The following is a 9,615-nucleotide window of genomic DNA, read 5'->3' as shown; positions in this document are numbered from 1 at the left end:
AACAGCGCATAACAAAAATGGCGAGATTTGTGCTAAATTGAATGGTTTGTGTATTTTTAGAAACTTAAACCTTAACCGAAAGACTTGCGCATTTTAAGTCGCCACTTATGTTATGCGCGAACCGTTGTACAACATTTGATGAAAACGAAAATCCATACAACTAAAAAACTTGAAAAGTTAGTTAAGAAACTGATTTCGGAAGACAAAAATGCCGCAGATGGAATACTCGGAAAATGGAATGCAACAGTGTTTTTCGTTGATCGAAAAAAATGTTGGTTAATCACAAATGGACTGACCAAATACAATGTAATACTGACCGATATTAATGCATCGGAATTAAGCAATATTGGGCGGATTTTTAAAGACGCTCTTTTCGGACAACTAATTTATGACGGAATATTAATTGACTTTAGAGATTTAGACTCAATTATTGGCGAGCTGGATTTGCTCCCGACTGACAACGATAGAAGTACAACTGGATTTCAAAACCATAATTTGGAATCTCTTGAATGGTGGAAAATCGAATTTGGCAGTTTAGAAAATATGCCAATAAAAGGTTTAACAAACCGACTGAATACAAGTCCCATTCATATTGGAAAAGGAAGAAAAATGTCTGATTATACAGATTCTATTAAAGAAATAAAAAGAATATTAACGGAATAAAAAACGTTGTACAACACCGGCTATAATTCATTGCGGTTGAATTCCTTGGCGGAATTCAACGCTATTTTGCTATCTTTCGGCTACAACGGAAAGAATCCTGCGGATTTTTCCGCAACGAAATCATAGCCAGAAACGTTGTATGGCATTAAAAAACAAATGCCGGTAAAAGTTAACCGAAAAATAATCTATGAAACAGGAACTCCAAAGTATTCAAAATTAACTTTGATATGAATCTTAAAATTAAAAGAAAATGAGACGTTTGAAATTTTTTCCTATTCTAGTTTTTTCCATTTTAACCGTTTTTTCAAGTTGTGAAAAAGATGAAGATAAAGTCGAAACTGAGACTTCTGACAACTTAGAACAATTTGGCATTCTTGGACAATGGAAACTTGAAATAAGAACAATAAATGGAATTACAGATTTATCAATTCAATGTTGCGATTATATTATCTTCAAACCGGATAGTGAACCTGATAACCTAAAGGGAGAATTCACGGCTTCTGGAGTTGGATATGAAACAAACGGTGTATTTGAATTAAACCCTTCAAATAGTATTATTAATTTTGATTACGATAATTCTCAAAAATCTTATGAGTTTCAAATTTCAGATAACCTGACAACTTTTACATATGATGAGAATAATCAAGAAATCATCGAAGATTGGAGGAAAGAAGAATAATAACGACCATACAACACTGTATAAGCGTAATGCGGGCTAAAGTGCTAAATTTAAACGAATTGAATATTAACAATCATCAGGTTAAATTGAAAGTGAAGCGTTTCTAATCCCGCACTACGCTTATACTTGTCCGTTGTAGCACATTTATGAAATCCAAATCCGAACAAAACGATGAACTTTAAGATATTAATTTTGATTACTCTTTTGAAATTAGGATTTTCGACTGAATTAATTGCTCAAAATCAAATTGACTACGATGATAATTTAAATCAAGCATCTGAATTATACGTAACCGACAAGAAAATTCCTGAGTCGATCTTATTGAAATTAGTTCCTGAAAACTATGATGAATTTGACAAATACTATCGAACAACAAGTCCAGACCATAAACTAGGAAATACTGACTTTTTTTACGAAACCACTCAAATGATTTTTAACGAAGTAATTTCAAAAAATAATTCTGATTTTTATTTGTCAAGTTTGAAATTAGCAAGTTTTGCAGATGGTGAATACGCAGAAAATTTCATCCATAATCTTGAACTGATAATTGAAATGGATGAACAAAAATTCTGCAAATCGATTAACGGAAAAGAATATTCAAATCAAAATCCGATTAAATATTACTCTGAATTAAAAAATTGTGAATAGAAAAAAACGTGCTACAACAGCGCATAACAAAAATGGCGAATTTATTGCTGAAATGAGAGTTTTGTGTATTTTTAGAAAGTATAAAGTTTAACCGAAAAACTTGCGCATTTTAAGTCGCCACTTTCGTTATGCGCAAACCGTTCTCTTTCATTGCTCTGAATCAATTTCTTGCTGAAATTCATTCAGAATCTTTAATTTTTGGCGTTGCATTCTAGTCAGTTTCGGCTGAAATTAAAGTTGACTTGAGGACTGTCAAGCTAATTTAAAAGCTCACTCTGAACTTTACTCAACTTCTGAATCAATCACACTCTGAATTCACACCAAGGTTGACCAGGTCGCTGAAAATCAATCAAACTTAAATTCGCTCGAATTTTACTCAAACTCTGATCGGATATTTAAAAAACAAACTGACAAATTCACTCCGAAAAGCACGCTGGAAAAAATTTACTCAGACGTGTCGCACCGAAAAGAGAACACTGCATATAGCTTATGGCTGGGGTTTAGGTCAGAACAAAATTTATTGTATTTTTAGAAAAATTAATCCTCAACTGAAAAGCTTGTTTGCAGATCATCGCCACAAGCTATATGCGAGGACCGTTGTACTACATACTGAAATAAACCCTAGTTTAAATTAATTTTCTTAGATTTAGACAAAATTTCTGGTCATGGAAACTATACAAATTGATATCCTAAATCCAAAGGCAAAAAAGCTTTTGAGAAATTTGGCTGATTTAAACCTAATTAAAATCAATAAGCAAAAAAAGAAATCTGATTTTTCATCTCTACTCCAGAAATTGAGATCTAAATCGACTGACGAAATTTCATTCGATGAAATTACAGATGAAGTCGAGCAAGTGAGAAAAGAACGCTATGAAAAATAAGAAAATAATCCTTGATACCAATCTATGGATTAGCTTTCTGATTTCAAAAAAATTCAATCAAATTGACCAATTGATTGAAAACAAAAAAATAACCTTAGTTTTTTCTGATGAGTTAATTGAAGAATTTATTGATGTTGTAAGTCGACCTAAATTCCAAAAATATTTCTCTAAAAAAGACATCGAAAAAATACTTAACTATTTTGACCAATTTGGAATATTAGTGAAAGTCAAGTCTACTATCGAAATTTGTCGCGATGAAAAAGACAATTTTCTATTAAATCTATCAGTTGATTCAAAAGCCAATTATCTAATAACAGGAGATAAAGATTTATTAGTTTTGAAAAAAATTGAGGGCACTGAAATAGTGACATTCACCGATTTTATTGAGCATATCGGCTAGGAGTACGTAGTACAACATCGCATATGTTTTATGGCTAAAGTTCTTGTAGAATCTAAAATTTTGGTATTTTTAAGAATTAATCGTTAAACTGAAAAACTTGCACTTGTTTGCCCGCCACAAACACATATGCAAGCCCGTTGTATGGCATTAAAAAATAAATAACAGTAATAGTTAACCTAAAAATAATCTATGAAACAGGAAGTTCTAAGTTTTCAAAATTAACTTTGATATGAATCTTAAAATTAAAAGAAAATGAGACATTTAAAATTTTTTCCTGTTCTATTTTTATCCATCTTAACCGTTTTTTCAAGTTGTGAAAAAGATGAAGAAAAAGTCGAAACTGAGACTTCTGAGAACTTAGAACAACTTGGCATTCTTGGACAATGGAAACTTGAAACAAGAACAATAAATGGAATTACAGATTTATCAATTCAATGTTGCGATTATATTATCTTCAAACCGGATAGTGAACCTGATAACCTAAAGGGAGAATTCACGGCTTCTGGAGTTGGATATGAAACAAACGGTGTATTTGAATTAAACCCTTCAAATAGTATTATTAATTTTGATTACGATAATTCTCAAAAATCTTATGAGTTTCAAATTTCAGATAACCTGACAACTTTTACATATGAAGATAATAATCAAGAAATCATCGAAGATTGGAGGAAAGAAGAATAATAACGACCATACAACACTGTATAAGCGTAATGCGGGCTAAAGTGCTAAATTTAAACGAATTGAATATTAACAATCATCAGGTTAAATTGAAAGTGAAGCGTTTCTAATCCCGCACTACGCTTATACTTGTCCGTTATGCCCAAGCTAAAAAATGAGACTGCTAATATTTAACATCCTGCTTTTATTTTCAACTCAGAGTTGGTCACAAACCGACCTTGGAATCGGACTTGTCTCTATCGACTTTGACGACCAAACAGTTTTGGAATTTTACTCGGACACACTAGATACAAAACCTGAAAAGGTGATTGAATTTTTTGACGACAGGACAATTAACAGTTGGAATATCAAAAACCTTGAAAAACAACAGGAATGGCTTAAACCAGAAGTCCTTTGGTTGGACTACTTCGCATTTACTTTTCGCTGTTTAACCAAGACAGACAATTGGTTTGAGCTAATTATAAACAATGAAAACGGAGAAACTTATTGGCTAAAAAAGACAGAGAAAACAAAATTCAACAATTGGGAAGATTATTTGAAAGATATGTTTGGAGTAGCCCGACTTTCAAGTTTCTCTCAAAAAATTAGAACAGAACCAGACGAAAATTCTAAAGAAATTGAATATCAGGGAACGGACTGTTTTGTGGTCGAGTCAATGAAAGGAGATTGGATTAAAATTACGACACCTGACTATTGTGATGAAAATTTCACAGACAGTAAGACGCCAATAAAATCAGGATGGATAAAATGGAGACAAGGGAATAAAATGATAATTGAATACTTTACGACAAGTTGAAAATGAAAAAAGCCAGGGCATAACAGCGTATATAACTTATGGCGGGTAAAGTGGTAAATTCAAGTTTTGAGCATTTAAGTAAATTTGTTGCAAGCCAACAAGAAAGTGCTTTGAAAACCGCCACAAGTCATATACGCAAAACGTTCTATTTCATTGCTCTGAATCAATTTCTGTTTGAAATTCATTCAGAGTCTTTGGTTTTTGGGCGTATCATTTTAGTCAGGTTCGGCTGAATTTCAAGTTGATTTGAGTGTTGCGATACTAAATAAAATCGCTCTGATGTCAACTCGGCTGCTGACCCAAATCTCACGCTGACTTTTAAGTTAATTTGAGAGCTGAATAATTTAAAAATACTCTGACTTTGACTCGACTGCTGACTCAAATTTCACGCTGAATTTTAAGTTAATTTAAAAACTGAAGAACTAATAAAAATTACGTTGAATTTACTCTTGCGCTGACAAAAACACAACTGAAAAATTTACTCAGCCGAAAAGCACGAAAGAGAACAATGCATATATTTTATGGCTGGAAGTCTTGTTAAATCGAAATTTTTGGTATGTTTATAAAAGTAAAAGTTCAACCGAATAACTTGCGCCTGTTTGCCCGCCACAAAAACATATGCAAATCCGTTCTCTTTCATTGCTCTGAATCAATTTCTGTTTGAAATTCATTCAGAGTCTTTGGTTTTTGGGCGTATCATTTTAGTCAGGTTCGGCTGAATTTCAAGTTGATTTGAGTGCTGAATAATTTAAAAAAAACTCTGACTTTGACTCGACTGCTGACTCAAATCTCACGCTGAATTTCAAGTTAATTTAAAAACTGAAGAACTAATAAAAATTACGTTGAATTTACTCTAGCGCTGACAAAAACGCAGCTGAAAGATTTACTCAGCCGAAAAGCACGAAAGAGAACAATGCATATATTTTATGGCTAGAAGTCTTGTTAAATCGAAATTTTTGGTATGTTTATAAAAGATAATGTTCAACCGAAAAACTTGCCATTGTTTGCCCGCCACAAAAACATATGCGCGAACCGTTGCCAGTAATGCGAAAATGAACAAATCGATAATATTCATATTAATTATTTTAACTTTTGGTTGTGGAACTAAAAATATAAATCAAAATCGGATTTACATTCAAGACGACAAACGTTATGGTGAACTTGAAAATGGAACACCTGAAAATGACACTTTAATTGAACTGAAAAATAAAAAAGGAACAATTATCGGAATTGGAAAAATGGCAGTTTCTGAGAATAATGTTAGTGACTTAAAATTCAATTTGTGGAAAGAATATGACTCGAACGGAATTTTAACAGCAGAAGGAAATTATAAAATAAGCTCTTTTATCGATTGTGGAATGGGTGGAGGATTCCGAGCTTTCTATTATTACCGAATTGGAAAATGGAAATACTTTAAGAAAAACGGCGAATTGGACTTTGTACTCGATTTTGTTCCTAAAGAACATTTCGTCGATACCAGATGCGAAGGGGGAGATAAAATGATTTTCGGAATTGTAGATACTATTCCATTAGAATATTGGGACATAGTGACAGCAAATAAAATATATGAATTACAAAAAATTTCGTTTTCTAATTCATACGCAATTACAACTATGATTCCATTAAATGGAAAAATATATTTCGAAACTGAAAATGATTTCTGAAATAAAAGCACTACTGGCAACACCGGCTATAATTTATTGCTAGGTCGTTGCCAATTTGCGAAAATCTTCACAGATTTTCTATCTGTGTTTTTTTGCTATCTTAGTGCCGAGACACGCAACAAACCATAGCCAACACGTTGCCAACAAGCTGAAAACACAAAATCACCTAACATTTCAATTATTTCAAGTCTATATGGAATGAAAAAAATAAACCTATTTATTATAATTTTGGTTCTTACTTCTTGCAATTTTTTCGAAAAAAAAGACGAAATAAGTTACCCATTAAAAGAGGTTGAAGTAAGGTCAATTATTTTAGAAGAATCAAACGAAGTAATATCTGACACACTAACTCTTAGTAAGTTTTCAAATTATTTAAGGGATTTGTCTAATAATGATTTAGTAAAAGGGAAAAGACTACACGGAGCTTCAAAAATGTGTAGCTTAACAATAAAAACTGACAAGTATGATTTATCACTTTTTGTTTTAAATAACAGGCAAAACAAAATAGTTGTTGATTTTTTTGAAGTGAATGAAAAGGATAATTTTAATTATTTTCTAGGTGCACTTTACGAAAATCAGAAGTTAATTAATTTACTGAATAGTGGAGGTTTAAACTGTATAGAGGAAAAATAAAGCCAGTTGGCAACATCGGCTATAATTCATTGCGGTTGAATTCCTTGGCGGAATTCAACGCTATTTTGCAATCTTTCGGCTACAACGGAAAGAATCCTGCGGATTTTTCCGCAACGAAATCATAGCCAGAAACGTTGCCAAGCATATATAAAAAAACTCAAATTGAAAATCCCGCTGCGAAAAAAACTGAAATTGGAAATTTGTTTGAGTAAATGATTTGATGTAAAATGATAAAATTCTGACCGAATTTCTCACATCTGACTGTCGACTAAATTGCTAAAATCTGACTTTTAGATAACCCTCAAATTGAAAGCAAAAATCTAACTCTAATTCCACTCGACTGACAAAATTGCTCCGAATCAAATGGTCAATTAAAATCTTAGGAAAAGCTGATTTCCGTTTTGTTTTAACTGATTTTTTTCTGGCAACCGAATTGATTTAAGTGAAATCGAAAATTGGTTTTGTAAAAGTTAAGTCGGTTCTGAATCGAGAATCTGAAAAAAATACACTTGGCAACAATGCATATATTTTATGGCTAGAAGTCTTGTTAAATCGAAATTTTTGGTATGTTTATAAAAGTAAAAGTTCAACCAAATAACTTGCTCCTGTTTGCCCGCCACAAAAACATATGCAGGGACGTTGCCAACCATTTAAGAAAAATCGTAACTTGAATTGAAAATTAGATGAAACCGATATTAATATTATTATTTCTCATTTTAGGCTTTTGGTCAGTAATCACAACATTTAGAGCTATTTACTTAATTTTAACGAATGAATTTAATGGTTCCAAATCAACTTGGATTTTAATATCTATGATTGGGGTTATTGGACCAATATTGTGGATTACAAAAGGAAAAAAACTTATCGTAAAAACCAATTCCATAAAAAACGGACAAAAGATTGCAGAAAAGAATTTTCAGGTGGAAAACAAAACGGAATAAAAAACTGAAAAGAAAATCATTACGCCGAATTTTACTCGGACGGAAAAAATCGGTTTAAAAGAAACGATTTTTTTTTTTTGGTTTTTTAAGTCAAAGTACAAAAATCTGTGTTTATCAACGAAATTCAATCTGAAATGAAAAAACAAAAACGGATTACGAAAATCCTTAAAGAAATTTAACTGGATTTGACTAATTTGGACTTTTAAAGAATAAAACGTCGGAATCAAATCTGACTTGAAAAACAGAACGTGAAAAGTAAAAACGGTTGGCAACACCGTGTATAAAAAATTGCTAGTTTTAGCTATCACAAAGTTTGTTGCGTGTTTGCTGGCTTCCGATTTTCCTTCGGAAAATCCTCGCACACAAGCACGCAACTTTCCATACACATAAACGTTACAAGCAATTTGACTAAACCAATGAACAAAATTTTAATATTTATACTTTTCGCTTCTCAAATTGTTTTCGGACAATCAAAAATTCAACACGAACCTGAACGACTTTTTAATAAGCTTGATTTAGGAAAATCAACTGCTGAATTTATAAAAGAGCATAAAATTGAAAAAATCACATTCTTAAGAGATACGATACTTTCATCGTCCATCGAATTTGACCGAAATGGAAATTCTGTTTGTGAAATCGGAATGGAAAATAATGCTGTTAGAAAATCATTGCGAAAATATGATAAACAAAATCGCGAGATTGAAACGAAGTATTTTAATTCAGATAATTCATTCAGATATGGCTATTACTATAAATACGAAGATGGATTTCAAATTATGTTCAAACTAGAAGATAGTTTGCTTTTTCGAAAATCGGGAATTATAAAACCAGAAAACATCAGAATTTACTCTGAATATGACGAAGATGGAAACCTTTTATTAAAAAATATTTATACTCATGATGATGATATGAATTATCTTCTCGAAATAAGATTTCAAAATAATCGCTTGTATGTTCAATATCGTTATGAATATCTTGATAACAAAAAGTATGTTACCAAAATCCAATATGATAAGAATGGAACAAAAGTCAGCGAAAACAGACATTTAGACGAAGAAGAAATTGTAAGCGAAAACAAACTGTATCATTATCGAGACGAAGATGAAAGTATATTCAGAATAGATAGTTTAGATAAGAAAAAGAATTTAGTTAAAATGGAAATATTTGATAATGACAACAAATTATACCGACAGGAAACTAATAACTATAATTCAAAAGGTCAGTTAACTAAAGTCATTGAACAAAATTTTACCAGAGACATAAAAACCGAATATATTTATAACTACGACAAACAAAATCGAATTGAAAGAATAGATAAAACAACCAATGGAATAAAGGAAATATTTAGATATGAATATAAAACATACTAAAGAAAAACTGCTTGTAACATCGGCTATAAGCAATTGGTTTTTAGGTGATTAACCGAAAATAAATGAATAAATCAAAGGTCGGTGCTAAACTGAAAGTTAGGGTGAAAAATCCCCAACTGCTTATAGCCGAGAACCGTTGTAAAACATTTATGAGAACCGTATGAAATTCATATTAACGTTATTTATTGGAATTCTAACTTTGACTTTGAATGCTCAAACGGAAGAAGAAACTGTTATATTTTCAAGAATTGGGGAGTTGAGT

The 9,615-nt window shown here is 31.6% G+C and carries 11 protein-coding genes; all 11 read left to right on the top strand.

What is annotated here, in order from left to right; all coding sequences use genetic code 11:
- The first annotated feature begins 138 nt into the window (after positions 1-138).
- Positions 139-663, top strand: a complete 525-nt coding sequence (locus LB452_RS13335; RefSeq protein WP_224462236.1) for a DUF6933 domain-containing protein — start codon at positions 139-141, stop codon at positions 661-663.
- 250 nt (positions 664-913) lie between these two features.
- Positions 914-1,342 (top strand): hypothetical protein, encoded by a 429-nt coding sequence (locus LB452_RS13330; protein ID WP_224462235.1) that lies wholly within the window; start codon positions 914-916, stop codon positions 1,340-1,342.
- A 171-nt stretch (positions 1,343-1,513) separates the two neighbouring features.
- Entirely contained in the window at positions 1,514-1,990 is a 477-nt protein-coding gene (locus tag LB452_RS13325; protein ID WP_224462234.1) for a hypothetical protein, read from the top strand.
- Positions 1,991-2,655: 665 nt separating this feature from the next.
- The gene (locus LB452_RS13320; protein WP_224462233.1) at positions 2,656-2,871 is read left to right on the top strand and encodes a hypothetical protein; all 216 of its coding nucleotides are present in this window, start codon (positions 2,656-2,658) and stop codon (positions 2,869-2,871) included.
- Complete coding sequence (locus tag LB452_RS13315) at positions 2,861-3,271, top strand: putative toxin-antitoxin system toxin component, PIN family (RefSeq protein WP_224462232.1); 411 nt, start codon at positions 2,861-2,863, stop codon at positions 3,269-3,271. The genes LB452_RS13320 and LB452_RS13315 overlap by 11 nt, the downstream gene beginning before the upstream one ends.
- A gap of 252 nt (positions 3,272-3,523) precedes the next feature.
- A complete protein-coding gene (locus LB452_RS13310) occupies positions 3,524-3,952 on the top strand; it encodes a hypothetical protein (protein ID WP_224462231.1) in 429 nt (142 codons plus the stop codon).
- A gap of 151 nt (positions 3,953-4,103) precedes the next feature.
- On the top strand, positions 4,104-4,745 hold the full coding sequence (locus tag LB452_RS13305; RefSeq protein WP_224462230.1) for a hypothetical protein: 642 nt from the start codon (positions 4,104-4,106) through the stop codon (positions 4,743-4,745).
- Positions 4,746-5,797: 1,052 nt separating this feature from the next.
- A complete protein-coding gene (locus LB452_RS13300) occupies positions 5,798-6,409 on the top strand; it encodes a hypothetical protein (RefSeq protein ID WP_224462229.1) in 612 nt (203 codons plus the stop codon).
- Between the two features lie 198 nt (positions 6,410-6,607).
- Positions 6,608-7,042, top strand: a complete 435-nt coding sequence (locus LB452_RS13295; protein WP_224462228.1) for a hypothetical protein — start codon at positions 6,608-6,610, stop codon at positions 7,040-7,042.
- 683 nt (positions 7,043-7,725) lie between these two features.
- Positions 7,726-7,983: a hypothetical protein gene (locus LB452_RS13290; RefSeq protein WP_224462227.1), complete on the top strand. Its 258-nt coding sequence runs from the start codon at positions 7,726-7,728 to the stop codon at positions 7,981-7,983.
- Positions 7,984-8,399: 416 nt separating this feature from the next.
- Positions 8,400-9,353, top strand: coding sequence for a hypothetical protein (locus LB452_RS13285; protein WP_224462226.1), 954 nt, complete (start codon positions 8,400-8,402; stop codon positions 9,351-9,353).
- Positions 9,354-9,615 lie beyond the last annotated feature (262 nt).

Origin of the sequence: Psychroflexus longus (assembly GCF_020164595.1) — a bacterium.
GTDB classification, from domain to species: Bacteria; Bacteroidota; Bacteroidia; order Flavobacteriales; family Flavobacteriaceae; genus Psychroflexus; species Psychroflexus longus.
The sequence above is the reverse complement of the archived record's forward strand: the minus strand, read 5'-3'. Positions and strand labels throughout refer to the sequence as shown.

Excerpts from the sequence above, each read along its gene's own strand:
- LB452_RS13335 (WP_224462236.1), top strand. The coding sequence starts at position 139 with ATGAAAACGAAAATCCATACAACTAAAAAACTTGAAAAGTTAGTTAAG.
- LB452_RS13330 (WP_224462235.1), top strand. The coding sequence starts at position 914 with ATGAGACGTTTGAAATTTTTTCCTATTCTAGTTTTTTCCATTTTAACC.
- LB452_RS13325 (WP_224462234.1), top strand. The coding sequence starts at position 1,514 with ATGAACTTTAAGATATTAATTTTGATTACTCTTTTGAAATTAGGATTT.
- LB452_RS13320 (WP_224462233.1), top strand. The coding sequence starts at position 2,656 with ATGGAAACTATACAAATTGATATCCTAAATCCAAAGGCAAAAAAGCTT.
- LB452_RS13315 (WP_224462232.1), top strand. The coding sequence starts at position 2,861 with ATGAAAAATAAGAAAATAATCCTTGATACCAATCTATGGATTAGCTTT.
- LB452_RS13310 (WP_224462231.1), top strand. The coding sequence starts at position 3,524 with ATGAGACATTTAAAATTTTTTCCTGTTCTATTTTTATCCATCTTAACC.
- LB452_RS13305 (WP_224462230.1), top strand. The coding sequence starts at position 4,104 with ATGAGACTGCTAATATTTAACATCCTGCTTTTATTTTCAACTCAGAGT.
- LB452_RS13300 (WP_224462229.1), top strand. The coding sequence starts at position 5,798 with ATGAACAAATCGATAATATTCATATTAATTATTTTAACTTTTGGTTGT.
- LB452_RS13295 (WP_224462228.1), top strand. The coding sequence starts at position 6,608 with ATGAAAAAAATAAACCTATTTATTATAATTTTGGTTCTTACTTCTTGC.
- LB452_RS13290 (WP_224462227.1), top strand. The coding sequence starts at position 7,726 with ATGAAACCGATATTAATATTATTATTTCTCATTTTAGGCTTTTGGTCA.
- LB452_RS13285 (WP_224462226.1), top strand. The coding sequence starts at position 8,400 with ATGAACAAAATTTTAATATTTATACTTTTCGCTTCTCAAATTGTTTTC.